Raw genomic sequence first — 24,419 nt, 5'->3', positions numbered from 1 at the left:
AATGGAAATATAGCGATGTAAAAAATCAATAATTTCAGAGTATTTCACCTTTAATATAAATTCTCCTCAATTCTTGTACCTCACCAAGCTAAAGCAAACACAAATAACCACTCGTTCTTTATAGTATCTATTAGTTTTGAATCAATTAATAAATCAAGTATTCATTAATTATTTGTATTCCAAAACCCAATACTTTTCTCCAGGTTTCCCTTCTTCAACAACTTTCTTCCAACCCTTATTTTCATAGAATTTGAGTGCCTTATAATTTTCAGATACACACTTCAAACTTAATGGTGTATTCATTTTATCTATGGAGGCATTCAATAATAAACCACCAACACCCTTACCAGAGCAAGTAGGGTCAACAAAAAGACAATGTATAAAATTATCTGCTAAGTATAGTGCCGCAAACCCCAGAATTTCACCGTCTTCCTCAACTAAAATTACATAATCTTCTTCTGTATCATTATCAAAATCTTCTAATGTCAATTCCTCTACATGTTCCCAATGGAAGTTTTTGCGGCGTGATTCCAGATAAATGCGTCTTAAATCAGGATAATCTACTTCACTTGCTTCTCTAATATTCATAATATCACTCTCCAATTCTATTAAAATATAACATAAATCCCATCTATATTTAATATGAAATCAAAATCTTATTTCTTTCACTAAACTAGCCATAATAGTTCAATCCAATGAACAGTTGGTCAGAATCGGTTTATTTATGGTATTCACTACAGATTAATTGACTAAACAAAAAAACCACTTATTGTTAAGCGGTCTTATAAGCTATTCATTTTGCATTCTAAAATTAAAATACAGTTTAATAATCCTCTGAAAAACCATCTTTAAAGAATTCTAGTATTTCTTCACCAAAAAACGAAAAAAACAATAAAATAAACACAATTAAAAGGGTTAAACTACCGAATATAAAGGTGAATAGTATTCCAACTTTCTTATCATTCAATAAAATCCCTCCTAACCTTCATCTTTGTTTCTATGCTTTAATTTAAAAACCTGTATCGTAATATAACGGGTTCCGTTTTGGGAGAGAAAAATGCTATTTACATTGTAAATAACATAAAAAATAGCTAAGAGTTGTCCACGAACAACACTCCCAGCTAAAATAGCTCCCTGACAATTAGGAAAATGTATTTCAATAAACTAAAAGGCTGCTTCTATTGGTTCAGGTTTATTTTTCATTTTATCTGCTCCTTTTGAAGAAACTCGCCTTTCAAAATACTCATACGAAGTCGGTCAATAAATTCTCCATTTCTTAATCTGTCTTGTCTTAAAATACCTTCTTCTGCATATCCCATACGTTTATAAGATTTGATAGCTTTTTCATTATCCACTTCAACTCTGAGCCAAATTTTATTTAGCCCTAATTCGTTAAATCCCCATAAAAGCATTTCTTCCATCGCAGCAAGACCAAAACCTTTGCCCCAATAGTTTTTATCCCCTATTGCAATCCCTAATTCAGCGTGTTTGTTTAACTTGTCGATATTTTTTATATCAATCCAGCCAATATGTTTTCCCTCTCCTGTGACGATGGCTTTTTGTTCATATCCATTTGTCTTGTTTATGCACATTTCAATCCATTTTTCAGTTTCTTCTCTACTAAAAGGCGGATACCTCTCTGGCAAATTTAAATGCTTTGTTACTTCCTTGTCTAAACACCATTGATAACGGTCTTCAACGTCATAAAGAGTTAATTCTCTTAATTGGATTTTCGGTAATTCCCTTGTTTTCATTTCTCTGTCTCCCCAATTTATATTTCTAATTACTCGCAAATTCATAACAATTTTATCATAATTTTTCCATTTACCTACAAAAAAGTTCGCTAACATATAGCGAACTATCTCAGATAAATTATATCTTTTAAATCAAAAGCTCTATTAGTTATACTTAATCTTTGAGTAAACGACTTATATAGATAGCAAGACCTTCCAAATGAATTTCTGTGCACGAATACTCTTCAATATATTTTACTTCAAGAAGAATCATTGTAAAGTACAGCTACCAAAGTTGAATTTTCATGCTTTACGACATTCTTACGCTTCATTTATGGTCAGTCGGAATGTAAATTTTAAGATCATACAGGAGCAACTAGGTCACTTTGATATAAAAATGACAATCAACACATTTAGTCATTTAACAAAGAAGGATAAAAATGATGCAAGCGACCATGTTGATGATTTAAATTGATTGGTCACTTTTTGATCACTTGCTCAATTCTTAACTTATTTTTCATCACATAATTCCCGAAAATTACACCCGCGGCAATGCCATTTTTCAAGGGTTTGTTCAAAGTCCTCGAGGTCTAGTGGGTCATTCGAAAAAATATCGGCTTGGTACTTAATTATAACTTTCATAAAGTTTCAGTTTAAATCAAACGCTCTATTTACCAACGGGTTTCAATCGTAGCATTTTCTTTATTAATCACTAACTGTTACTAAAAATCGTTTTAGGTCACTTTTCAGTCTATATGCCCTTTTAAAGGAACTTTTATGAAACCTATTCGTATTAAGAATATAAATAAAATTTAATTAGGGGTGATATAAATGTTTGGCGAAGAGCCTAAGTGTGCTAAATGTGATAAAGAAATCAAGGATGACGAAGTTGTTTTTATAAAAATGCGTTATCCAAAGCGTAAAGGGATGACTGAAATAAAAGCATACTTAAAAAATGAAGGAAGTTTCATATGTGAAAATTGCTTTCAAACTAATTGATGAAAGTATACCTATGTAAAACAGGAAGGGAAACTCATAGAAAACAGAGTTTCCCATTTTTTATTAAAAAACAACATTAAACATTAACATAGCCTAAAAAGCCCAGGTTCAAAATTAATTGAGTACCTGGTCATTTGTGTATAGTTGAGGAATGGTGCATCTTAGCCCTTTGTGCAGAAGGGAAAAGTTGCACCTGAATTATTATATCAATTTAAGTATTTAGTAAATATCCAACAAATGGTTTAAAAAGAAATATAATCACATCGCATTGGATAATATACATTTTTAGCTAATATTATCCAATTAATTATAAATCTTTAATTACACTAACCTGTTCCCATTTCTATTATTACTAACTTACCATAAATACAAAAGATTAAGACCATTCATCACGGAGTGGTCTTTTCCCATTTCCATCCAAATTAAATAAATACCAGTAATAATTATGCATCTTATCTATGTGCTCACCCTTTACTTACCTCTTTGTTTCAATTCCTAACCTCTCCTTGATTTGAGCTAAGCTTCTCTCAACAACTACATTATTCTGAGGATATATAGATAGGTACTCCTGAGCTACTTTTCGATTCCTTGATGTAATAAGCTAGACATGGGTTCACCTCCTTTTGTGCAAAAAAAGCATTCTCAAAAGAGAACACTTTAATAATGTTTACTATATAATTTTTTAGTTACTTACTGTACAACAGAAGAAAGATTATTTAGGAAAACTTTTTACAACAGCACTTGTTATTTCTTTTAATAAATCTTTTATCAAGTCTTCGAAATCTAAAAAACCTTTTTCATCTATACTTGGAACATTGCGTGACTTTGTAGGTAATGACAATCAACACATTTAGTCATTTAACAAAGAAGGATAAAAATGATGCAAGCGACCATTTTGATGATTTAAATTGATTGGTCACTTTTTGGTCACTTGCTCATTTCTTAACTTATTTTTCATCACATAATTCCCGAAAATTACACCTGCGGCAATGCCATTTTTCAAGGGTTTGTTCAAAGTCCTCGAGGTCTAGCGGCTCATTCGAAAATATATCGGCTTGGTACTTCTTCATTTCCAAGACACTACGCTGAAATGTATACAAAATATTATCCATATCGATGTCAGTAAATACATATTTCTTACGTTTTCCTGTTAATAAATATTCGTTATATACCTCGATTTGCTCAAGTGATACACGGTATTTTTGTTGTACATAATAGGCATAGAGCGCTAATTGATGACGGTCATCGTCAGACTCTCCACCCGTCTTCCAATCGACAATCACCCACTTATCTGTAAGTTCATCAAAGTAATGGAAGTCCATCACAACAAATACTTGGATATTGTCCATTTTCATGGAGCGGAATTGTTCAGGCTCACCAATGCGTAGAGAGCCCTTTTGTGTTGTGATTTGCTGGAATGTTTCACTCATCAACAAATGGTTAAAGATAAGCTGTAAACGTTCTTTATAGTCCTGAACAAGCTCAGGATTCAGCTTACCAGTATAGTAGATTTCCTGCATCATATAATATTTTGTAGGCTTTTGTCTCCATAATTCAGAATGGCGTGTGGAGTCAATAAAAGCTGCATTAAGCTGACCTCGTGCCCAATGTATCAGCTCCTCTACAGTTGGCGCCTTTCCTGTTTGTAAATAATCATTAATTGCCTGCTCGATATATCGGTGGACAATTTGCCCAAATAAAATCGGCATGGATTGTAGCTTTTTTAGGCGATAGACATGTTGATGAAAGGGTTCTACATTGTAGCTTAGCCAGCCATTATGTGAAAAATAATATTCATAGCCATATTTTCGTGCACAGCTGGTTAATGTTTTATGCCGGGAGAGTGACCACGAAAAAGTTGGATATGGTGTGATGTCAAACATATTAAGCGCCTCCTTAGAGCTGTTTCATAAAATCATAGACGAGCTGTATTATTAAAACAATAGTTACAACACGTAGCAAAAGCTTTACTTGTTTGGCATTGACCTTTCGAGCAAGGACAATACCAATCTGTGCGCCAATAGTTGATCCAATCATTAAAATAAGTGTTAGTGGCCATTCGATTTTTCCTGTGGCAATATACGTAATCGCTGCGCCAGAGCACATGGCAAAAACACCGACACGTGACAGCCCTACAGCTTTTATATAAGATAATTTCTCATGTGCATATGTATAAAGTGCCAGTGTACTACTTCCTGGACCAAACATTCCATCATAAAAACCAACACCCATCAGAATTGGACCATTTTTACGATTCATAATAAAGTGTTCTCTTTCGCCAAAATCAGCCCCACCGATAAATGACATAATCAATGCAAACCCTAGTAAAATAATGGCGATAAGCGTCAAGGACTGACTGCTCATTAATGATGCAAATAAGCCTCCAAGTGTTCCCCCAATCAGCGACACAAGTAAAACGGATCGCATTTCCGTCCAAGCCAATTCTTTTCTTCTATAAATCGTATAAAAACTGGAAAAGGCACTCACCATATTAGACACTTTATTAGCGCCAATCGCTGAATGAACCGGTACTCCCATTAACATCATGGTTGGCAGAGTAATCAATCCCCCACCCCCGACCAATGTGCCAATGACGTTACCAGCAATTCCAATGCTTAAAAACAATAAGTATTCCATGTAATCCTTCTTTCTGTACCACACATGATGTCATTCTATGATACAGTATAACAGAATGCTATTTTGAATGACGAAAAACGAGGTGAATCAATGAACGAGCAGCAAAAAACACCTACGCCACGTTTTTGTATGCAGCTAACATGGATTGTCGGCACTATATTTCTTGCGGGTGTGACTGCAACGCTTATCCAATATCATAAGCTGCCAGGTTCTATACCCGTTTTACAAAGCTTTACAAGTGAACATGCCCAGTTTGGTCCAAAAATTGCTATTTTTTACTTACCTTTTATTGCACTTATGCTATTTTTGCTACTACATTACTTAGAGGTCAGGGCTGCTTATCCAGTTTTACGTAAAAATAAACCAACTCTTTCCCATAGTCAGAGACAAAATGGAATTTTGACGTTTTGTCTCATTAAAAATAGTATCTTACTGTACTTTACGTATTCACTTTTCAACGACTTAACAGTTGCATTAGGCCATGATCGTATTTTACAGCAATGGCATGCCTACCTTTTTCTAGTTTTATTAAGCCTGATATTTATCGTAGGCATCATACGTGGTGTTTTACTAGGAAAAAAAATTTAACAGTTTACCATTGAAAAAACACCTTCATTGTTGATGTACTTCAACAAAAGGTGTTTTTGATATTACCAGGATTAATAGTTCATAATCATAAAAACAAGTGCAACAGTAATAATACTGATTTTTATGGTTTCTACTTTATAGATAGCATAATGCTGGATGTCTCGTTTGAGATTATACCAAATGATGACACCATATAAAACGGCGAGCACAAGCATCAAGGGCTTATATAAAGGGCCCACCCAAGTTGCCCAAGCAAAAATACTGAAAGTTACTGAGAGGAATAATAGTAGCAGCCACCATTTTGGTTTAGGTGGTTTATCATTATCTAATTTATGCCGTTTATAGTAGTAGGCTGAAAATAAATTGACTATGATGACGACAAGGGGAAGAATAAATATCCACGGTTTTGTATTTACACTATATAATAATTGAAATACTTCCCCATACATATCTGATGTTCCCACAAAAAACTGCCCACTATCAATATTTAGCATACCTGTATCAGAAATCTGGTAGTGCTCCTCCTGATGATCCCTTACAACGACTACATCTGTAATATAATCACCTAGCCTACCATCTCCCTCTTCAACATAATGTGTAAGGTCTTGAAAAAAGTTATAGATTTTTCTATCGTTAACCCTTTCAACAGATGTATACAAGTCAGAACTTCGAGCAAAGAATTTCCCTTCTTCTCCTCCAAAATACTTATAAATCGTTTGAATAGATTGATTGGCGCTCTGTGGTAATGAAGAATTTTGTGGTAATAGGATTAAAAATAGAGCAATCACAGCCATTGTTAATAGTAAAACGCCTTCCTTCCAGATCGTTAACCCTTTTTTCTTCTTGTACTGAATACGCTCATAAATACGCGACTTTACAGCCTGATCCTCTGGTAAATTATTGAGTTTCTTTAGTCGATTGTGCAAATCCAAATTCGTCACCTCCCAATATTTTCTCTAATTCTTTTAGTGCATTTCGCTGTGTATTCGCTACTTTTACTGTAGACCATCCTAAAATTTCACAAGTTTCAGCCAATGTCAGTTCTTCAATTTTTCTGTAGATCACTACTTCACGATACGCCGGCTTTAATAATTGGATGGCTTCATATAGCAGTCGACGTTCTTCAGACTGGACAATCCAGTCATGTGGCACATAATGTGTCTCCCGTTCCTCATGACTTTTTTGAAATGGCAGCCATTTAATCAACGCCTTTTTTCTATACGTATCATAAACAATATTTCGTGCGATTTTTCTGATATACGTACTTAAAGCAGCTTCGTTTCGAAATTGCCCTTTAAAAACCCGAAGAAATGTTTCCTGTGTTAAATCCTCTGCTAAACCAGGATCTGAAACCATATAATAAATAAATTGATAAATGCGTTGAAAATATTGTTCATATAATTCATCAAATTCCATCTTTTCACCTCTCTTATACCGCTTTCCTGCTGCATTTTTTAAGCTTCACTATATTAGACGAAGCAGACAGCATAATTTGTAAATTACCATTATTTTTTTGCAAGAAAAAATAAGCTACTTGATGCCAATTAGCGTCAAGTAGCCTAGAATTTATTACATACTCTTTTGCATCTCTTTAAACGAATGGATTAATGCATATTTTTGTACACCTCGTGCCAGATCAATGCTTTCTTGCTGATTCTGTTGAAACAAGGCTTCATTCTTTATGGTATAGGCATAAATTGCTTCAATCGCCGGCTGCATCCATGGCTGTGTAAGCTTAGCACTTCGCATATCTGCTGTTCGCTCTTCAAGAGCAGCGATATAACATTTTGCATAGCATGCTAATGGCTCTTTGTTTATTTTATCAGCTGCATCTTTTGCTTCCGCTAAATTCTCTTCCATGATTGCCTTTACAAAAATATAATTATACTTCACTGCTGGCTGCTTATGTTTCTGAATAACCACATCTAATGAGTGTAGCTGATCTTCCTTTGTTTCATAAGCTACTGCATAAAGATAAGCAAAGAATGGCTCCTTTTTGCGATCTTTCACAAGCTTATCCACCAACTGCATATTATTTGTTCGATATAAAATATGTATATGTCTATATATTATCGCTAGTACAATAAGCGCAAATATAGCAAGTGAGATTGATAGACGAACGCCTGCCAGTGATAGCGTCATTGCAAGTATAATAATAGCTAGATAAAAAAGGGTAAGTTTTACAAGCTTCATATATTCCTCCTACTGTAGTTTCCTTCGCATTTTTCGGGAAAAGATATAGCCAGCGCCAATGAAGAATATAAGTGCCATAAACTTCATAATCGGAATGATAAATAACTTACTAATGATGAAGACCACCAAAATATAATAAACGACCATCGCCAGCAAAAATAAAGTCAGCTTATTCATCTTGTATCCTACTCTCTTTCAATGCTGCTTCAATAGCCGCCAGCGCTTTCGGACCCATACCATGTAAATGCTTTAATGTTGATAAATCTATCTTTTGCAATTGCTCTAATTGTGTAAACTCTGCTGCATTTAATGCTCGTATAGCAGGCTTCGCTACACCCTTTGGCCATTCTGTCATTTATGCTCGCCCCTTCCTTTTTCGACTGTTAAATATTTCTGTACCTATAATTCCTATCAATAGTATAACTATGGATGCAACATGATAATCAACAAAAAAAGAAGTAAACGCTATATGAAAGTAGTGGAGTATTACGGTAAGAATACGCCCTCCCATTAAAACTAAACCGATAATCAAGCACGCCTTCACAATTTGTTCGATAAATTTCATTCCTAACACCTCTAAGCTATTATGCAATTGATAAGGATGAAATGCAAATTAGCTAGGTGATTAGGGCTGCTAATCGTGTAAACGGTCAAGTTGTAAACCTATCTTAAAAAATCACATACCTGAACTCTAAATTACGTTAAACATAGCGAAGAAGGAAACAATCAGATTGCCCACGCTGTGGATACACCAGCTCGTGATTAAGGAGCCATTGGAATTTTTTTCATTGATCCACCCCATTAAATAACCAGCTAATCCCGTTACAATCACAACTAACACAACAACTTCAAAAGGAATAACAGAAAATAGCATCCATCCATGAATACTACCAAATAGTAAGCTTTGCACAATATTTCCTATCTGAAAACCAAATGTATGTGCAAATCTTTTTAATAAAAAGCCTCTAAAAAGCAGTTCCTCTGACAAGCCCGTTTGGATAATTGCGTAGAGAAGTGCGGGGATAATCGCAGTAAAGCCAAGTCCTGCAAAACGATTTGATGCTAAAAGTGAGCTGTCTATATAAAAAAAGACGACTAAGTAAGACGGTACGAATAATAAAAAAATCGTGAGTAAAAACCATACAAAATAATTTCCTTTATTCTCGATGACAGGTTTTTTAATACCGATCCATGATAAAAATGATTGTTTCTTTCTTGCTGTGAAAAACCACCAACATAATGGTATTACTGAAAATAAAATAACTTGAATAATGGCACTGATTGCACTATTAATAATCATTATTTTTTCCTCCTGCTTTTAAGTTTTTTATCAATCGTGGTTATTTCTTTATGTTAAGCATATAAAACAGCTGAGAGAAAATCAATATTAATTTAACGATAATCATTAAATTAATAATTTTAATAATTAAATAATGAATGTTAATCATAAAAAAAAGCGACTAGAATCTACTAGTCGCTGTCATTGTTTATTCGGATTTCGTTCAATAAAATCTGTAATTTCATCCTTTAAATCATAAACCAATGTAAAATAATGATGCTCGTTCATGGCACCCTTTTCTCGCCATTTTTGCATTTCTTGATAATGAAAAGTCACAAAATAGCTGATGATTTCACGGTGCTCTATGCCCACTTTATCAGCCATCTCAACGATGGACAGGCCCTCTTTCCAATATTGATCATATACCTCTTGCGAAATACCGAGCACCTTACAAATAGCATTATAATCGTATTTCACGTGATAAACGACCTGACCCTCCTCACCATTCGCATGTTGTTGAATGTCATTATTAGCATAGCCGACTGGTGCAAAGGACATTAGTATGCTGATTAGCATTAAATTTTTTACTACTATTTTCATGCTAGACCTCCTTCACAATTTAGTGTGTGAGGTTTTAAAAATCATATTCCTTATTAGGATTTTTAAGTTGACTACTACCAATATTTAATATAATGAAAAACATCACGATCTATTTTCATCCCAAGCTTTTCATATAGCTTTTGAGCTTGTATATTATCAGTCGCTGTTTCTAAGGTTATATAACGCGCATCCTCATTTTTACAGTATGCATAACATTCCTCAATTAACCGCATTGCCACACCTTGCTTTCTCGCATGCTCTGTCACAAATAAATCATTTAATAGAAAGGCTTTTTTCATCGCAACTGATGAAAAAATAGGGAAAAGCTGGACAAAACCTACTGGCTGAGCATCTAAATACGCAAGAAGAATAATGGATTCCTCCTTCTGCAAACGCTCCTTTAAAAATTGCTCGGCTTGCTCTAAATCTGAAGGTTGATTATAAAATTCTCGATAGGCATTAAATAATGGGACTACCTCTTTAACTGTTGCAAGTGTTACTGTTTTCATTTCCATAGCACATCTCTCCATTTCTTTTTATCAGTCTTTCTTGTATGATAATAAAAAACATTCTGACATATAAAAAGTGACAATAATAAATATTTCAACATGTCAAGAAGGAGCCTTATGAATGATTTTATTTTTTTCTTTACAGATAAAGAGGCAAAATATAAGCAAATTTATCAGCAAATCAAAACTTTAATTGAGCAAGGTAGCTTAAAAACAAACGATACTCTTCCTTCTATTCGTAGGCTGGCAGATACACTACAGGTGAGTCGCAATACGACCTTAACTGCCTACGAGCAACTTGTCGCAGAGGGATATATACGAGGAGAAGGACGAAAAGGATATTTTGTCAATGAATTTGAGCAGGTATTTTTTCATGAGGAGACACAACCAGGCATTCCCAATAAAAAGCAAGTCACTGGAAATATCATCATTGATTTTCGAGCAGGTGCTGTCGATCAACAGTATTTTCCGTTAAAGATTTGGCGACAAATGGCCAATCAAATATTACATGAGGAAGAATGCTATACATATGGGGATCCGTTTGGTGAACCTCGATTAAAGGAACAGCTTGTGGATTATTTATTACAATCTCGTGGTGTTCATGTTGATTCAGGGGACATTTTAATTGGTAGCAGCACACAGCAAATGTTAATTTATTTAGGCTTTTTATTAAAAGAGAATTTTGAAAGTATTATTTTAGAAGATCCTGGTTATAACGGAGCACGTGAAGCCTTTAAATTACATAACTTCAATATAGAGTCATTACCTGTTTTGGAAAATGGTGCACAGCTTCAGCATTTAACCCATTTACAGTCACGTCTAATTTATATTACCCCTTCCCATCATTTTCCCTATGGGGTTTCACTGAGCATCCAGCAGCGACAAACATTGATTCAGTGGGCTAAACAAATAGATGGCTATATTCTCGAGGATGATTATGACAGCGAATTTCGCTATACACAGCAGCCATTCCCTGCCCTTGCCTCTATTGATAAATCGCGTGTGATCTATATTGGCACATTTTCTAAATCCTTTTTACCAGCCGTTCGCTTAAGCTATATGGTGTTACCCAAATCATTTGTCTCTACATATAAAGAACGCTTTCAATATTTTGAGCATAACGCCTCTTCTCTTCATCAATTAACAATGGCAGCATTTATGGAAAAGGGCGAATGGACAAGGCATATTAAACGAATGCGGATTACCTATAAACAAAAGATCAATCTTCTTGTACGGGAGCTTCAACAACAATTTGGAGACAAAATTACAGTATTAGGTGCACAATCAGGACTCTATATTTTAGTGAAAGTACATACGCAACTTTCTGAGCGTCAACTCATAGAAAGCGCTGCACGATATGGCGTGAGGGTATATCCAACCAGTCCCTTTTTCCTTAAGCAAACAAGCATTGAGCCTATCATTCAACTAGGCTTTAGCAAATTGCAGCTAGATGAAGTTGTTTTAGGGGTGCAACTATTAAAAAAAGCTTGGTTAACATAATAAATAAGCCATAGCAACCATGTTATGGCTTATTTGTGTTTTCCTCATGATCTCGATAATCATAGGTTTCATTTGGTACAACCAATGTCACGCCGTTTATTTTGACAGTATCATCATCTATCCATGAAATATCGGCTTCATTCTCCCGATATTGCCAATAAATCTTCTTTGACTTCTTATTTTCTTTATTAAACACTAATACACCCAAAACCGTATAGGACGTAGTGGCCCCACCATCTGAAACATAAGCATTCACTGTATAGGTGCCATCAGGAGAAGTGGATTCCGCAATCAATTCCTGTTTAAACCTACTCCAATCAAAAAACAGCCAATAAACCCCGTAGCCTATAATGCTTACAATAAATAGGAACCAGACACTCAGTACAATTAGCACTTTTCTGTATACTTTTTTCTGCTCTACCCTCGCAGTCATATCTAAAAACATCTCCCCATTTTTTTTATTTAATAACGAAAATAAGGATGGATTTGTTTCCTTATTTTGATGAATTTCTAAAGTAGCGTGCTTAAAGCATTCTGTTCAATTTAGGACGTAGTAGGATGGAGCAGTTCACTATTCGAGCTGAGCAATTTTCGGATTGACCCGAGCATTTTTTGGATCAACCTGAGCGAATTTTGAATCGACCTGAGCGTTTTTTCTTCTCAACCCGAGCAATTTTGATGTTGACCTGAGCAGTTTTCTTTCAACCCGAGCAAATTTTAGGTTGACCTGAGCGTTTTCTTCTCATCTCAAGCAAATATGGCTTTGACTTAAATATTTCTAAACAAAATAAAACCCTCACGCTCAAAAAGGTGAAGGTTCATACTCTTACTATGTATTATTTTTGGGCATATTTTTGCAGATGCTTCGGGACTTCACGTACGTCCATTAAAAATGGCATCATCAGAACTAAAGCAAATAAGTAAATCGCAACACCAATCGCCACTGCTGAGCTTTTTACCTCTTCGTCAATCACATACGGCATTGTAATATATGGTACAAAGACTAGTAATAATATGGAAATGCGTGTCATAGAAGTTAGCATTTGCTTTTTCCCACAGTATGGACAGCCTATAAAGCGAGAAAATGATACAATTGACCGCATTGACTGCTTCCACGTCCATTTTTCCTTACATGTAATACATTTTGGCATATCATCTATCCCCTCCATTCACTAATTATGCCATAATTACCATTCTAGAAACATATAAAAAAGAATTTGCACAAGTTAAACCCTGTACAAATTCCCTATAAAGGTTAAAAATAATCGATAAATGTTGGAATACCGACAGGAAGTACTGTCTCTAGCAGTGCAATGTCAATCGCCTTGCCCTGTAAGCGTTCGATTTTTTCCAAATAGCTTGGTCGTTTATAGCCTAGTAGCATTGTGGCTAATGTTTGCACAGTTAGTTGAACAGCATTTTCGGACAGTGTTTCGCTGATCTTATCAACGGTAACCTTTCCTTCCTTCATCGTAATCACAAATGTGCCGTTATTCCAGGCTACAATACGATCACTAACAGCCAATCGTAACTGAAAATCATTTCCCACAAATGGATAACGTAATAAAAATTCTTTGACATCTACGATACGTGCCATAAAATAAGGGGACACTTTTTGTATGATCTCACTATCCTCCAGTAAAAAGGCAACAGCTTCATTGCCAGTCGTTTTGCCATAAGCATTATAAATCATTGAGCTATGAGCAGAGACAAAATTCCATAAGCCTTTTCGTGCCTCTTCCTGTAAATAGACGATTTCATCAATGTAATAATTTTCCTCCATAATGCGATAAAACATATAGCCCTGTGGCACATCATCCTCATCATAATATACGGCTGCTTGAAGATTAACATCGCTATCAATAAACTTTTCTTCCCAAAAGTCTTCCTGAAACTTCTCATTCCAAGCGATACTATTGCGTACCATCACACCATGCGTTTTTTGGGCATAGCTTGCATAAATCGCTACAACATCCTCATGTTTTGGATCAACTCGACGTATCTTTCCATTTAGACCTGCATAATGTGGCAGCTGTGTATCCTTGACCTGAAATTCCACGATATCGCTCATAATTTCCCAGCCCTTTTTTCGGTAGTACGGGATCGAATATGGGAATAAATAGGATATATATTGTCCCTCATTTCGCATGCGCTGCAGACATTCCATAATTAGGCTCTCCATTAATCCATGTCTTGAATATTCAGGATATGTTCCCACAGCCGTTATTCCACCCATTTCGTAAATCCGACCATGAACATTTACCTCAAAAGGAAGGCTTAAAATTTGAGAGACAAGCTGTGTACCATCAAACCATCCAATTGCATGTCCTTCATCGAATTGCTTGCTCTTTGCATTGACAAAGCGGCGATCTTTATGGATAGACATGGACATTTGAAACACGTAATTGAGTAAATCTATAGATTGTGCCATTTCATCTAATCGAATTTCTCGCATGATTAAGCCTTTTCGTTGATTCATGATTCCCTCTCCTCATCAAATAACTCTGAAAAAATGGTTTCTGGTGCATTTAAAAAGCGCTTCGTAACAATGTAATGTATGGTTTCCTCATAACGGATTGACTTAATTTCCTCACCATCGAAACTGTAAATTGTTGCATTTGGATAGCCAAGTAAAATTGGTGAATGTGTAGCGATAATAAACTGTGCCTCATGCTCTAAATCCTTCATGATTTTAAGGAGACTTAGCTGCCTTGTTGGAGATAGTGCCGCTTCAGGCTCGTCTAATAAATAAATGGCCTTACCTTTAAAGCGATGTATAAATAACGATAAAAATGATTCCCCATGTGATTGATGGTGTAAAGACTTGTCACCATAAGCTGCATATTTGTTTGGATGCTCTAACGAATCAATATGACTGGCAAATTGATAAAACGTTTCAGAACGTAGGAAAAAGCCATTTGAAACCTTCGGCCACCAAGATAATCGAATATATTCCCCAAGTGAAGATTCCGCTTTATGTACCTCATATAAATTTTGTCGCCCACCACCTGCAGTATTAAAATCACAGCAATCAGCAATTGCCTCCAGTAGTGTTGATTTACCAGAGCCATTTTCACCAACAAAGAAGGTGACATTTGTAGGAAACTCAAGCTCCTGTAAATCCTGCAAGCTTGGTATGTTAAAGGGGTAAACATGCTTACCTTCGATGTTGTTCTGTAACACCTTACATGATTTTAAATACATTTCGTTTCCTCCCTTACTATTATTATAACGCGGTCACGCTACTCTGAAACCGACTTTTTTTCCAAATACAAGCTACAAACACCTAAAATAAATAATAAACTGATACCAATAAAGGAAATAGGTGACCATGAGAGCCTTGGATCAAATAACTGAAAGAAAAATGTGAATATTGGAACAAAGCATAAACTCATCATTACAATCAATGATGTACAATACTGAATGCCTATCTGCAATAAATACATCGGCAGCATGACACCCACTACTGTGACTGCAAGTATCCACGAAATATTTCCCGAGAAATATTTAAAAAATATGTCGAAAGTTGCAGAAAAAGATAATAAAATTATGCCATAATAGCGATTTGCTAAAATCATGGAAGTAGTCCAACCAGCCTCACTTAATCGCTTCGAATAGATTGTACAAAGAACTGCTCCAATCCCACAGCCAACACTTGCTATTAATGCCACAATGACAGGCAAAGTTAGGTCCATTTGAACAGCAGATTTCCCACTAATAACAGCTACTATTAGTATAGTACAAGCGATAAATGTTCCAAAAGCAATTACCCATTGTACCCGAGGAATGGATTCCTTAGCAAAAACAGCTACTATTAAGACAAACAGTGGTCCTATGCCCATTTCAAGTGCACTTACAATCGCGGACTCAACGTATTTTAAGGCAAAATAAAAGCCCATAAACGTTATCACAGTAGCAGCGTTCAACTTCACCACATCCGTAATATTTCCCTTCCATACATTCACTTGCCTTCGTTTTCGGGCAAAGAATGAGAAATAAATCGCTGTAATGAAAAAACTAATGCCCGTAAATAAAAAAGTTGGTACCTCCTGCACCTGCTTGGCATAGAACACCTGGCTCATTGATGTTAGAAGTGCTGACAGAACAAGTGCAATTAAACCTACTGTTGTTGCTTGCTTTTTTATCATTTCCACTATATTTCCCCCCCTTGAATAAATTCCAGTTCCTCTCCCCATTTTCCAAATAAAAAACTTCGTCTCCAATAAATATAGAGACGAAGTTATCCGCGGTACCACTCTGATTAGCTAGAAAGCTCACTTGACTATAACGGTAGCAGCCGTTTATGCCTACTTTCTTCAGCATAAAAAACTCCTGGATGAGTTCATAAATGGTTTGCGATGATTTTCACCTGCCATCATCTCTCTAAAACAAACTACATTCACTACTACTTCCAATCATTGTTAAATTATATTCGATACATCATAATTCATTTCATCCGTTTCGTCAAGTCTCTCTGAAGTATGTGCAATATTCTAAATACACCTTTATGTTGGATCATTATGACTCTAATAGATAGCATTTGATTCCAGTTATTGTGACTTATAGCAAATGTTCTACTTCCCAGCTGATTGTCATACATTGAGTAAAACCTTTTGAACCTTATTTTAAGATGGAATGTACCTGAAAAAAGAACAAGGGAGAAAAGTGATATGTTTGTAACTCATTTTTATGAAGGCAAGACATCTGTATTAAGTCAGCTTCTCGTCAATCTACCTACTGTTGAAGAAAATATTAAAATTAAAGGACGAAAAGCAAAAATAATTGAGGTTAATCAAATCAACAACAATAACTACCAAGTACGAGTCATTTTTGAAATTATACCTAAAAAACAGCCTCTTAAAGAACTTGGGAAGAAAAAAAGATAGCCATTTATAGTTTAAGGCGGAGCGCTATCGTTGATAAATCCAATGATAGCGTTTTAAATTTCTTATAAATGGGTATCAAAATAGTATGTTGCAAACTGTTCTCAATTCTTTTAAACCTCTTTGAGAAAAAAAGTTGACTTTTTAATTGATAACAATTATCATTATCAATAGATTATTTCTTTTCTCCAAATTGCTTAATTCAGAATCCCCCTCTTTTTTGAAATAAGCATGTATCAAACGGATATTCTTACATCAGACTAAGAATATCCGTTTTTAACTGTATTCTGTTTATTTTAATGGAATATTTACATAAACAAAGGAGCTGTTTTACATGGATTATCGTATTGAAAAAGACACTATGGGTGAAATTAAAGTACCTGCTGATAAAATTTGGGGTGCTCAAACACAGCGTAGTAAGGAAAACTTCCAAATTGGTACAGAGCAAATGCCAATCGATCTAGTACAAGCGATGGCTATTTTAAAGAAAAGTGCTGCTATCGCGAACAATAAACTTGGAAAGCTGTCAACTATTAAAACAAACGCTATTGTCCAAGCAGCTGATGAAATTTTAAATGGTCAATGGGACGATCAATTCCCACTTGTCGTTTGGCAAACAGGTAGTGGTACACAATCGAATATGAACGTCAATGAGGTTATTGCGCATCGAGCGAACCAGATTCTACAGGATGCTGGAGAGGCTGATCGTGTTCATCCTAATGATGATGTCAATAAATCACAAAGCTCAAATGATACATTCCCTACAGCCTTGCATATTGCAGCCGTGTTAAAGGTTGAGGATTATTTATTACCGCGTCTTCGTTTATTAAAAGCAACTTTAGAAGAAAAAGCAGAGCAATTTAAAGACATTATCAAAATTGGCCGTACACATTTACAGGATGCTACTCCCCTTACATTAGGACAAGAGATTAGCGGCTGGGCTGCAATGCTCTCAAAATCCGAGCATATGATTATCCAAAATATTGAATACATGAAGGAACTTGCAATAGGTGGTACAGCTGTAGGTACAGGCATAAACGCACACCCAGAATTTGGCAGCCGAGTAGCATCAGAAATTAGTGAGCTGACGAATAGGCACTTTACTTCTGCGGCAAATAAATTCCATGCACTAACAAGTCATGATGAAGCTGTCGTTGCCCATGGTGCCTTAAAAGCACTTGCAGCAGACTTAATGAAGATTGCCAATGATGTACGCTGGTTAGCAAGTGGCCCTCGCTCAGGAATTGGTGAAATTACAATTCCCGAAAACGAACCAGGCTCCTCTATTATGCCAGGTAAGGTCAATCCGACTCAAAGTGAAGCCATGACAATGGTAGTGACACAGGTTGTTGGAAACGATGCAACAATTGCCTTTGCCGCTTCACAAGGAAATTTCGAACTAAACGTCTTTAAACCTGTTATTATTTATAATTTCTTACAATCCACTCGTCTATTAGCAGATACAATGAAATCATTTAACGACCATTGTGCAATAGGCATTGAGCCAAATAAAGAAGTACTTGATTATAATTTACAAAACTCACTAATGCTTGTAACAGCATTAAACCCTTATATCGGCTATGAAAATGCAGCAAAAATTGCGAAGAAAGCACATAAAGAAGGGACAACCTTAAAAGAAGCAGCCATTGCCTCAGGATTACTAACAGAAGAACAGTTCGATGAATATGTAGATCCTGCGACAATGATTTATCCAAACGTAAAATGATGTAAGTGCAATGTCGTTATCGAAGTCGACCCACCATTGATATACCAATGATTTTAGAATCTCGCCTCATTTTGTATAATGCAAGATAATGCATATAAAAGCTTTGTTTTGGGGCTAGGTGGGGCTAATAAAAATTAGGCGAGCGTGTGTATAGGAATGTATGAGTGAGAAAGATTGGGGCTAACCGCTTCAATCTTTTTTAAATAAAAGGATTGATATAATAAACATTTAAATTTATAAGGGGACGGTTAAATGAATTTAAATCTTAATACAGAAACAGTTTTTCATCATCTGACACCTCAAACATATATGTGAGGATGGAAAAAACATGGATCATCATCAGTCTACTTCATAGAAAAGAATGATGGCAACATTAATGATGATTGGAATCGTAATACACGAAGGCTTGCCGGTGAGAATCATTTTTATTCTCGCAGAGCAGGTTCATTATATAGAACAGAACAAGATTGTCTTATTTTTTTAAGCCTTTAAATGGATATGACATTATACATAAAGGTATACATTTAACAAGTGCATTTTACTTGAATGATCATTTTATAGACTACGAGTATTGGGATATATACAAAATCGGTGTAAAGATAAGTTCACAGGAAAAGAATACTTAAAAGAGGCAATTTTGAATATTCATGTACGTGATATTGAAGCAGGTTGGGATCGTCAATATGGAAATAATCGGAACTCCATAACTGAAGGTATCTTAGACAATCTAAAAAAATATCCAAACCAAGATGTAATACCAGTTGTAAAAAGATTCATCAAAAGAGAGTATTATTAAGCAAATTTAAGTTTGATTTCTATAAAAAAGTTTGGTTCATTTTCTATCAATTTTGTTCAACAATCGCTCCCTTTAGTTGAACAAACAAGTTAGTATTTCAATCAATTTGTACTGGTAGTTGATTTAAAATTAATTTCACTACACTATCTTGTGATATATCACCAGTCAATTTCATTTCTCCAGCTACGCCAAGATAATCATTTGGATTCCACCAGGCACGTAAAGAATCCTCTCCGAATTCCATCTTTTTTTCCCTAGAGCTATGTCGTAATACTGTCTCCTCAAAAGATAAATCAAAATAAAAAGCGTAAGCCTCTTGGTCATAGAACTGAATTAAGTTTTTTAGCATTTCACCGTAACGCTCTTTATATAAAATCCCTTCCACAATAATAAATTCACATTTATCTTTGCCATATTCCGCAATTTGGCGAATTAAATCAATGGAAAGATTCCCTTCTCTATCCTGAACCTTCAGCATTTCACGGCGAACAACATCCTGGGAAATCAATAGCGTTCCATTCCCCAAATAATTTTGAAGACTTTTCCCAGTCGTTGTTTTTCCACTTCCTGAGTTTCCCCGTATGATAATTAGTTTTGACTCCATATTTCCCCCCTGCGGTCATTAATAACATCTCAGTAAATAAAAGCATATATCCAAAGTTTATTATTCCATTAAATGGCTTGTTTATTGAATTGTCCCAATCCATCTTGTCAATGTAATTGTATCAAACCTTTTTACAAATTATCGAACTTTATTACAAATGATCAATCTTTATGTTAAATCTACACCAAATTCATTTTGCTTTTTTCAACCAATATAAAAAGCAACCACATTTCTGCAGCTGCTTGAGTATATATATTAATTATTAATAGCATGTTTTAAAAGAATAAATGATTAAGATTCAAATTTGACCGATTCAGGCTTACTCCTACAATGGATTTCAGCATTTCAACGATAGGACATGACGTTTGGACATTATTAACATTAAGACCACCTATCACGAAATGTTTTTTTACGGATTATTTAACTAAAACACCACGTTCGCCATCCATGTAACGCAAAATCAACACTTCACCACAGAATATGTAAGATTTTTACGTTCTTTCATTGAAGTTTACAACACTTATTTCTTTATGTACGGATGTCTGAAAAACAAAAATAACGGTAATGCCAATGATAAACCAACTGTAAACAAAGTTAATAGACATATCCACTTTTCTTTAATGTTATACTTTCTTGACTCATTAAACATAAAGATTATAAAAACAAAGCATGAAATAAAAAAGTCAACAGCGAAGAAGGTCGATATAGAGTTTGTAAATAATAAATCTATTAGTAACCCTAAATCAAACCCGTTTTCGTTTAAGAATTTCACCAAAAAATAATACGGAAATACTGTACCAATAATCGCAAATAGCAAGTACACTTTTCTCATTTTAAATAAACTCCTCCTTCTCTACGATTTTTACAAAAATTATACTTCTTAATTAAACTCTTTTAGTTTAATAATACCTCATATAAAATAAATTTGGATAACAATTTCTATTTACCACTCAAGCCAATTATCTAACGATGGTTCATCATGCACTATTGATTGTGGAAGACTATCTCTTTCATTTAACCAGTTATAGAAAGCTACTGGAAGCTCTCTATCTGCCGTTTCTTCTATATGTGATGATTTACTCATCTTATTATTAAACGCTCCATAGCCTTACTATACGCCCCTGCAAATACGGCTCTTTTGATATTTCTAGCAAACTTCAATATTATTAATGTTGGAGAAGTAAATGATTAAAATAATTATTTAAGAAAATTCAAATGAAATGGGTGATGTTTTTTTTAACTTCTGCGAGGCTATCCCTTTTTATGCAATTCAAGTAATTAAAGAAGTATATAAGAGTTTCACTAATGGTGGTATTTCAAAAAAGAGTATTACACAAAAAATCTTCTTAGAAAATTTGGTTTTAATTTTTGGGGATTGTGATTCTAGTTAAAGCAAAGGAGGAAGAACTATGGAAAGATTGGAGGATCTCCTCCCAAAGAACAAGCATGACTCCAATAGAGTTACTCAATTAAAATATTTAGAAAGAAAAAAGTTAATCCCTTTAATACCAGAATTATTGACATGGATTCAAGATATTAACTGGCCTATAGCACCCGATGTTGCAGAGTTATTATTAATATACCCCAATGAAATTGTACCACATATCAAAAATGTACTTTCAACCAATGATGATATATGGAAATATTGGTGCTTAGAATATTTAGTTAAAAGAATGCCATTAGAAAATAGGTTGAGATTAAAAGATGATTTAGTAAGGATGGCTAAACACCCTACTGTGGGTGAAAAGCTTGAAGAAGTTGATGAATTAGCAATTGAAATTATTCAAATGTCTTTAAATGAGAATGAATTTTCACCATTAAAATAATTAGAAAACGATCCAGGCTCAAAATTAATTGAGTACCTGGTCATCATTTTTATTTACCTCGTCTAGTGGTCATTGTTCCATTCTGTAAATCTTTTAAATGTGATTCTTGAATAATTCCATCTTTACCCGCTTGCTAAACATTATAAACTCATATTAAATAATTCTCATTCGGTTTATTGATCAGCATCTACAGGTATTCGCTATATCCTAAAATCTATAAGATTAATCATCAATAGGAGTTACGAGTTTAAGAGCTATAACAAACATACTTTTTCTTCACTTTATACTTTGTGCAAGCTCCACCATCTTCATCATAAACCTCTTTTCCTACCACAAGTTCTACATTTTTATTGTGATACTCATCATAATTAGTTATGGAAAGCGTGTGATCTCCTATCCAGTTTAATCAGATTAACTCCACCTGCAGCTCCACCATAGTTTTCGTAATATGTTAATGCAGCGTACTTACCATCTGACGAAACAAGAGGTTGGCCATCTTTCATATCTCCTGTATGTATAAACTCGTAATTAAAATAATCAAAAATTCTATAAGACGAAAACAATAAAATTCCTATTCCAAGACTGATTAACACCTTATTCAAATTCATCACTCCTTTTGGAAAGAAAACGTATAATAGTCAAATAAGTTCCGTTTTATAGCAGGCATGCCGCAATCTTTAGCAACTTGTACTTTCTTTTTGCACTCCACAAAAAAACACCTACCGAAGTAAGTGTTTTTCTACATTATATTCTTGTAACTCTTGAATAAACACCACTACTGTTGTAAATTCCAAACCCAAAATGTTGTAACAGTCCGCCTATAGTTGTGAAGTTGCAAGGTGCTGAAGTTGCTTACCAAGGTTACCATATAAATACTTTAAAAGGAATATAATCCAATAGGATATCCCATAATAAATATAATTCGAATTACTCAATTTAATAGATTGTAGAAGGCTCCCACACTAAAAAATGAATAACAAAAGACCACTCATAAAAAGTGGTCCTATCAACCTAAATAGAGTTACAAGATTTTTCCGAGCTAATGGCGCCATTTTCTACTAAACGCCCGATACCCTCAGACGTAAAGTCCTTTAAGTCGTAAAAAAATTGGAATTAATTTACAATTTTTTTATTTTTCTCTCCATAAAAACACCCGCAGTAGCAAATGCTTATGTTATTCTTCATCCTTACTTTCATTTTGTCGGAACTCCACTTCTTTACGTTGTTGTTTCTTGCAACTGTCTCTTATCAATACGTGGAATTTCAAACACTATAATTTTGGAATCAATTAATGCTTGGAAACGAAAGTAACAACCACTTGACATTGTTCAAAAGTATTTGTTTTAGGTAAAAGTACAAGAAACATAATTCTTTTTACATATAGTATCAAAATGATAGAAAGGGTGTGCAGTGTGAGGAAAGAACATAAAAATTTTAAAAAGTTCAAGTTTAAATCAAATCCAAGTTGTCACTGTCGTTGTTGTGGTTTTTGTTGCCCTTGTCGTTGTAAGCCACCGTTTATACCTGAGCCACCAACTCCACCTTGTCATTTTTTAGTGTACGTTACAGACGCTGGTCAGTTAGCTACTCCTGATAATATGGTATCAGTGATTGATACAGCGACAAATACGATAGTCGATACCATTCCAGTAGGAACAGCTCCACTAGAAGTAGCGATTACACCGAATGGAGCATTTGGCTATGTTCCAGCTCTTTTCTCGGATAATGTAACAGTTTTTAGTACTGCAACAAATACGGTAGTCGATACCATTCCAGTAGGATTTCAACCTCTTGGTGTAGCGATTTCACCAAATGGAACACTTGTTTATGTATCAAATCATGGGGCTGGAGCTAACTCTGTATCTGTCATAAATACAGCTACAAATGCCGTAACCGCTACTATTCCTGTAGGGCTCCAACCTCAGGGCATAGCTTTTACTCCAAATAGTGCGTTTGCTTACGTTGCAAACGAAAACTCAAATTCAGTGTCAGTTATAAATACAGCTACAAATGCTGTGGTTACTAATATTCCTGTAGGAACTCGCCCAAGATCAATTGTTTTCACACCGAGTGGACAATTTGCTTACGTTACAAATGAAAGTAGTAACAACGTATCTGTAATTGAAGTAGCAACAAATACGGTATTTACTACAATCGGTGTGGGCGCAGGACCTGTTGGAACAGCAATTACTCCTGATGGAACACTTGTTTACATTGTAAATAAAGGTAATAATACTGTATCTGTCATTAGTACAGCAACGAATTTGGTAATTGCTACAATTCCTGTAGGAGTATCTCCTGACCAAGTAACCATCTTGCCGGATGGAACACTTGCTTATGTCACTAATCAACTTGACAATACTGTGTCAGTCATAGATATAGAAACAAATACAGTTATTGATACAATTCCAGGGTTTAATGGTCCTACTGGTATAAAAACCGGAACAATCTGTCAATAAAAATAATTTTTTTATACAAAAGAGTAAAAAAATACGTTCTGTTTTTATTTCAAGGGACGTCTTGTTTTACTTGTATATATAATGATT

Annotated in this window: 30 protein-coding genes, 1 pseudogene and 1 other annotated feature; of the genes and pseudogenes, 9 read left to right on the top strand and 22 right to left on the bottom strand. The window is 34.8% G+C overall.

The window, feature by feature from the left end:
- Window positions 1–168 precede the first annotated feature (168 nt).
- From ACQKIM_RS01605 to ACQKIM_RS01595, 3 genes are all read right to left on the bottom strand, one after another.
- On the bottom strand, window positions 169–588 hold the full coding sequence (locus tag ACQKIM_RS01605) for an N-acetyltransferase family protein (RefSeq protein ID WP_427538054.1): 420 nt from the start codon (window positions 586–588) through the stop codon (window positions 169–171).
- Between the two features lie 235 nt (window positions 589–823).
- The gene (locus ACQKIM_RS01600) at window positions 824–967 is read right to left on the bottom strand and encodes a hypothetical protein (RefSeq protein WP_427538051.1); all 144 of its coding nucleotides are present in this window, start codon (window positions 965–967) and stop codon (window positions 824–826) included.
- A 232-nt stretch (window positions 968–1,199) separates the two neighbouring features.
- The gene (locus tag ACQKIM_RS01595; RefSeq protein ID WP_427538048.1) at window positions 1,200–1,754 is read right to left on the bottom strand and encodes a GNAT family N-acetyltransferase; all 555 of its coding nucleotides are present in this window, start codon (window positions 1,752–1,754) and stop codon (window positions 1,200–1,202) included.
- A gap of 199 nt (window positions 1,755–1,953) precedes the next feature.
- Here ACQKIM_RS01595 and ACQKIM_RS01590 point away from each other — a divergent pair, with 199 nt between their 5' ends.
- Both ACQKIM_RS01590 and ACQKIM_RS01585 read left to right on the top strand, forming a co-directional pair.
- The gene (locus tag ACQKIM_RS01590) at window positions 1,954–2,208 is read left to right on the top strand and encodes a tyrosine-type recombinase/integrase (protein WP_427538045.1); all 255 of its coding nucleotides are present in this window, start codon (window positions 1,954–1,956) and stop codon (window positions 2,206–2,208) included.
- A gap of 356 nt (window positions 2,209–2,564) precedes the next feature.
- The gene (locus ACQKIM_RS01585) at window positions 2,565–2,732 is read left to right on the top strand and encodes a Fe3+ hydroxamate ABC transporter substrate-binding protein (protein ID WP_427538042.1); all 168 of its coding nucleotides are present in this window, start codon (window positions 2,565–2,567) and stop codon (window positions 2,730–2,732) included.
- Between the two features lie 947 nt (window positions 2,733–3,679).
- Here ACQKIM_RS01585 and ACQKIM_RS01580 read toward each other — a convergent pair.
- Window positions 3,680–4,615, bottom strand: coding sequence for a PD-(D/E)XK nuclease family protein (locus ACQKIM_RS01580; protein WP_427538039.1), 936 nt, complete (start codon window positions 4,613–4,615; stop codon window positions 3,680–3,682).
- Between the two features lie 13 nt (window positions 4,616–4,628).
- Entirely contained in the window at window positions 4,629–5,369 is a 741-nt protein-coding gene (locus ACQKIM_RS01575; RefSeq protein ID WP_427538036.1) for a sulfite exporter TauE/SafE family protein, read from the bottom strand.
- Between the two features lie 90 nt (window positions 5,370–5,459).
- Here ACQKIM_RS01575 and ACQKIM_RS01570 point away from each other — a divergent pair, with 90 nt between their 5' ends.
- The gene (locus ACQKIM_RS01570; RefSeq protein ID WP_427538033.1) at window positions 5,460–5,957 is read left to right on the top strand and encodes a DUF1648 domain-containing protein; all 498 of its coding nucleotides are present in this window, start codon (window positions 5,460–5,462) and stop codon (window positions 5,955–5,957) included.
- A gap of 71 nt (window positions 5,958–6,028) precedes the next feature.
- Here ACQKIM_RS01570 and ACQKIM_RS01565 read toward each other — a convergent pair whose 3' ends face one another.
- The 8 genes from ACQKIM_RS01565 to ACQKIM_RS01530 form a co-directional block, all read right to left on the bottom strand.
- Window positions 6,029–6,889 (bottom strand): hypothetical protein, encoded by an 861-nt coding sequence (locus ACQKIM_RS01565; RefSeq protein ID WP_427538030.1) that lies wholly within the window; start codon window positions 6,887–6,889, stop codon window positions 6,029–6,031.
- Window positions 6,855–7,373 (bottom strand): RNA polymerase sigma factor, encoded by a 519-nt coding sequence (locus ACQKIM_RS01560; RefSeq protein WP_427538027.1) that lies wholly within the window; start codon window positions 7,371–7,373, stop codon window positions 6,855–6,857. The genes ACQKIM_RS01565 and ACQKIM_RS01560 overlap by 35 nt, the downstream gene beginning before the upstream one ends.
- A gap of 153 nt (window positions 7,374–7,526) precedes the next feature.
- Window positions 7,527–8,150, bottom strand: a complete 624-nt coding sequence (locus tag ACQKIM_RS01555) for a hypothetical protein (RefSeq protein ID WP_427538023.1) — start codon at window positions 8,148–8,150, stop codon at window positions 7,527–7,529.
- Window positions 8,151–8,159: 9 nt separating this feature from the next.
- On the bottom strand, window positions 8,160–8,327 hold the full coding sequence (locus tag ACQKIM_RS01550) for a hypothetical protein (RefSeq protein WP_427538020.1): 168 nt from the start codon (window positions 8,325–8,327) through the stop codon (window positions 8,160–8,162).
- The gene (locus ACQKIM_RS01545; protein WP_427538017.1) at window positions 8,320–8,505 is read right to left on the bottom strand and encodes a hypothetical protein; all 186 of its coding nucleotides are present in this window, start codon (window positions 8,503–8,505) and stop codon (window positions 8,320–8,322) included. Before ACQKIM_RS01545 ends, ACQKIM_RS01550 begins: the two co-directional genes overlap by 8 nt.
- A gap of 336 nt (window positions 8,506–8,841) precedes the next feature.
- Window positions 8,842–9,450 (bottom strand): CPBP family intramembrane glutamic endopeptidase, encoded by a 609-nt coding sequence (locus ACQKIM_RS01540; RefSeq protein WP_427538014.1) that lies wholly within the window; start codon window positions 9,448–9,450, stop codon window positions 8,842–8,844.
- Window positions 9,451–9,630: 180 nt separating this feature from the next.
- On the bottom strand, window positions 9,631–10,029 hold the full coding sequence (locus ACQKIM_RS01535; RefSeq protein ID WP_427538011.1) for a hypothetical protein: 399 nt from the start codon (window positions 10,027–10,029) through the stop codon (window positions 9,631–9,633).
- Window positions 10,030–10,103: 74 nt separating this feature from the next.
- A complete protein-coding gene (locus tag ACQKIM_RS01530; RefSeq protein WP_427538008.1) occupies window positions 10,104–10,544 on the bottom strand; it encodes a GNAT family N-acetyltransferase in 441 nt (146 codons plus the stop codon).
- Window positions 10,545–10,655: 111 nt separating this feature from the next.
- Here ACQKIM_RS01530 and ACQKIM_RS01525 point away from each other — a divergent pair, with 111 nt between their 5' ends.
- Window positions 10,656–12,038, top strand: coding sequence for a PLP-dependent aminotransferase family protein (locus ACQKIM_RS01525; protein WP_427538005.1), 1,383 nt, complete (start codon window positions 10,656–10,658; stop codon window positions 12,036–12,038).
- Window positions 12,039–12,060: 22 nt separating this feature from the next.
- On the opposite strand, the gene ACQKIM_RS01520 is transcribed toward ACQKIM_RS01525, so the two are convergent.
- The 5 genes from ACQKIM_RS01520 to ACQKIM_RS01500 form a co-directional block, all read right to left on the bottom strand.
- The gene (locus ACQKIM_RS01520) at window positions 12,061–12,471 is read right to left on the bottom strand and encodes a DUF5412 domain-containing protein (RefSeq protein ID WP_427538002.1); all 411 of its coding nucleotides are present in this window, start codon (window positions 12,469–12,471) and stop codon (window positions 12,061–12,063) included.
- 403 nt (window positions 12,472–12,874) lie between these two features.
- Entirely contained in the window at window positions 12,875–13,189 is a 315-nt protein-coding gene (locus ACQKIM_RS01515; protein WP_427537999.1) for a TIGR04104 family putative zinc finger protein, read from the bottom strand.
- A 104-nt stretch (window positions 13,190–13,293) separates the two neighbouring features.
- Window positions 13,294–14,517: a GNAT family N-acetyltransferase gene (locus tag ACQKIM_RS01510; protein ID WP_427537996.1), complete on the bottom strand. Its 1,224-nt coding sequence runs from the start codon at window positions 14,515–14,517 to the stop codon at window positions 13,294–13,296.
- Window positions 14,514–15,242: an AAA family ATPase gene (locus tag ACQKIM_RS01505; RefSeq protein ID WP_427537993.1), complete on the bottom strand. Its 729-nt coding sequence runs from the start codon at window positions 15,240–15,242 to the stop codon at window positions 14,514–14,516. The genes ACQKIM_RS01510 and ACQKIM_RS01505 overlap by 4 nt, the downstream gene beginning before the upstream one ends.
- Window positions 15,243–15,280: 38 nt before the next feature.
- Complete coding sequence (locus tag ACQKIM_RS01500; RefSeq protein WP_427538396.1) at window positions 15,281–16,186, bottom strand: EamA family transporter; 906 nt, start codon at window positions 16,184–16,186, stop codon at window positions 15,281–15,283.
- 79 nt (window positions 16,187–16,265) lie between these two features.
- Window positions 16,266–16,466 (bottom strand) — a binding site (T-box leader).
- Between the two features lie 242 nt (window positions 16,467–16,708).
- Here ACQKIM_RS01500 and ACQKIM_RS01495 point away from each other — a divergent pair.
- The 3 genes from ACQKIM_RS01495 (at window position 16,709) to ACQKIM_RS01485 (ending at window position 19,443) form a co-directional block, all read left to right on the top strand.
- Window positions 16,709–16,924, top strand: coding sequence for a hypothetical protein (locus tag ACQKIM_RS01495; protein WP_427537990.1), 216 nt, complete (start codon window positions 16,709–16,711; stop codon window positions 16,922–16,924).
- 331 nt (window positions 16,925–17,255) lie between these two features.
- Window positions 17,256–18,647: a class II fumarate hydratase gene (fumC, locus tag ACQKIM_RS01490; RefSeq protein WP_427537987.1), complete on the top strand. Its 1,392-nt coding sequence runs from the start codon at window positions 17,256–17,258 to the stop codon at window positions 18,645–18,647.
- Between the two features lie 637 nt (window positions 18,648–19,284).
- On the top strand, window positions 19,285–19,443 hold the full coding sequence (locus ACQKIM_RS01485) for a hypothetical protein (RefSeq protein WP_427537984.1): 159 nt from the start codon (window positions 19,285–19,287) through the stop codon (window positions 19,441–19,443).
- A 97-nt stretch (window positions 19,444–19,540) separates the two neighbouring features.
- Here the strand turns inward: ACQKIM_RS01485 and ACQKIM_RS01480 are convergent, their stop codons facing one another.
- The 3 genes from ACQKIM_RS01480 to ACQKIM_RS01470 form a co-directional block, all read right to left on the bottom strand.
- Entirely contained in the window at window positions 19,541–20,047 is a 507-nt protein-coding gene (locus ACQKIM_RS01480; RefSeq protein WP_427537981.1) for a kinase, read from the bottom strand.
- A 520-nt stretch (window positions 20,048–20,567) separates the two neighbouring features.
- Complete coding sequence (locus ACQKIM_RS01475) at window positions 20,568–20,879, bottom strand: DUF2834 domain-containing protein (RefSeq protein ID WP_427537978.1); 312 nt, start codon at window positions 20,877–20,879, stop codon at window positions 20,568–20,570.
- 111 nt (window positions 20,880–20,990) lie between these two features.
- Window positions 20,991–21,131, bottom strand: coding sequence for a hypothetical protein (locus tag ACQKIM_RS01470; RefSeq protein ID WP_427537976.1), 141 nt, complete (start codon window positions 21,129–21,131; stop codon window positions 20,991–20,993).
- 325 nt (window positions 21,132–21,456) lie between these two features.
- Between ACQKIM_RS01470 and ACQKIM_RS01465 the strand changes: the two genes are divergently transcribed.
- Window positions 21,457–21,873, top strand: a complete 417-nt coding sequence (locus tag ACQKIM_RS01465; RefSeq protein ID WP_427537973.1) for a DUF5071 domain-containing protein — start codon at window positions 21,457–21,459, stop codon at window positions 21,871–21,873.
- Between the two features lie 368 nt (window positions 21,874–22,241).
- On the opposite strand, the gene ACQKIM_RS01460 is transcribed toward ACQKIM_RS01465, so the two are convergent.
- Window positions 22,242–22,475, bottom strand: a complete 234-nt coding sequence (locus ACQKIM_RS01460; protein ID WP_427537971.1) for a hypothetical protein — start codon at window positions 22,473–22,475, stop codon at window positions 22,242–22,244.
- Window positions 22,476–23,372: 897 nt separating this feature from the next.
- On the opposite strand from ACQKIM_RS01460, the pseudogene ACQKIM_RS01455 reads away from it, so the two are divergent.
- Window positions 23,373–24,332: pseudogene (locus ACQKIM_RS01455) on the top strand (beta-propeller fold lactonase family protein); the annotation flags it as partial.
- Window positions 24,333–24,419: the final 87 nt, after the last annotated feature.

It is taken from the genome of Lysinibacillus sp. NPDC047702 (assembly GCF_050272555.1).
Classification (GTDB): Bacteria; Bacillota; Bacilli; order Bacillales_A; family Planococcaceae; genus Lysinibacillus.
The sequence above is the reverse complement of the archived record's forward strand: the minus strand, read 5'-3'. Positions and strand labels throughout refer to the sequence as shown.